This is a genomic window from Cryobacterium sp. RTC2.1 (assembly GCF_035018685.1).
Classification (GTDB): domain Bacteria; phylum Actinomycetota; class Actinomycetes; order Actinomycetales; family Microbacteriaceae; genus Cryobacterium; species Cryobacterium glucosi.
Genome location: NZ_JASJXJ010000308.1, coordinates 1 through 1,216, shown reverse-complemented (window position 1 = coordinate 1,216; position 1,216 = coordinate 1). Strand labels below are relative to the sequence as shown.

Annotated in this window: 1 protein-coding gene; it reads right to left on the bottom strand. The window is 75.9% G+C overall.

The window, feature by feature from the left end; all coding sequences use genetic code 11:
- Nucleotides 1–174: 174 nt before the first annotated feature.
- Nucleotides 175–1,216: TadA family conjugal transfer-associated ATPase (locus tag QN357_RS18995; protein WP_416347638.1), on the bottom strand; the 1,042-nt coding region annotated here is incomplete at its 5' end.

Sequence of the window (1,216 nt, the reverse complement as noted above, 5' to 3'; positions counted from 1 at the left end):
CCGCACCCCTCTGCGGAGCACGAGAGGCGTCAGGGGCGGCGTCCTCGTCCAGGTATCCCCATGCGTTCACGGGCGACACGCCCGCCGAGAGGAGCACGGCCAGCCGCTGCACGATCCGGGCCGCATCCTCGATGTCGGCGTCCCCTCGGGCTTGCTTCACCGCTCCACGGCGCATCACCGGGCGCCCCCGACCGGCACGGCGACTTGCACAGCGACCGGCAGAGCCACCAGCAGCCCGCGGCCGTCGAGCTCGAACCGGCCGAGCTGCGCGAGCCTGCGCTCACCGCCGCGGCGTTCGAGGTGCAGCACAAGGCCGATCGCGCTGACCGCCTGCCGGGCGACGGCCGCCTGGCTCATCCCGGCGAGCGCCCCGAGGGCCTCGAGCCGGGCGGGCACGTCGCCCAGGGAGTTCGCGTGCAGGGTACCCGCCCCGCCGTCATGGCCGGTGTTGAGGGCGGTGAGCAGCTCGCGCAGTTCGCCGCCGCGGCATTCGCCAAGCCCCAGCCGGTCCGGGCGCATCCGCAGGGCCTCGCGGAGCAACGCGTCCAGGCCGACCCGCCCGGCGCCCTCGAGGTTCGGCTGCCGCGATTCGAGCGCCACGACGTGGGGGTGCTCGATGCGGAGTTCGGCGACGTCCTCGATGACGACGATGCGCTCCCCCGGCGGAGCCTCGCCGAGAAGTGCTGCCAGCAGGGTGGTCTTGCCGCTGCCCGCCGCCCCGGTCACGAGCAGGTTCTCCCGGCCCTGCACCGTTGCACGCAGCCGGTCGCTGAGCGCGAGGCCCGCCGTCCCCGAGCCGAACAGGCCCGCGGCGGCGAGCGCGTCCAGTCGCGGCCGGTCGGGCCGCGGCAGCCGAATCGAGAGCAGGGTGCCCGTGCTCGACACCGGCGGCAGCACGGCGTGCACCCGGATGCCGTCGGCGAGCCGCACGTCGACGCACGGGCTCGCTTCGTCGATGTGCCGGCCACCGAGCGCGATCAGCCGCACGGCGAGCGCCCGCACCTTGGCCTCGGCGCACCGCCAGCCCGACTGCCGCACCGGGCCGAGGCCCGCATCGACCCAGAGGCCGGCCTCGCCGTTCACGAACAGGTCGGTCACACCTGCGGATGCCGCGTACCGCGCGAGCGGGCCCAGTCCGGCCAGGTCCCGCCCGGGCACCAACCCCGTCACCGACCCGGGCACCGGCCCCGTCACCGGCGCGGGCCCGGGTCGGTGA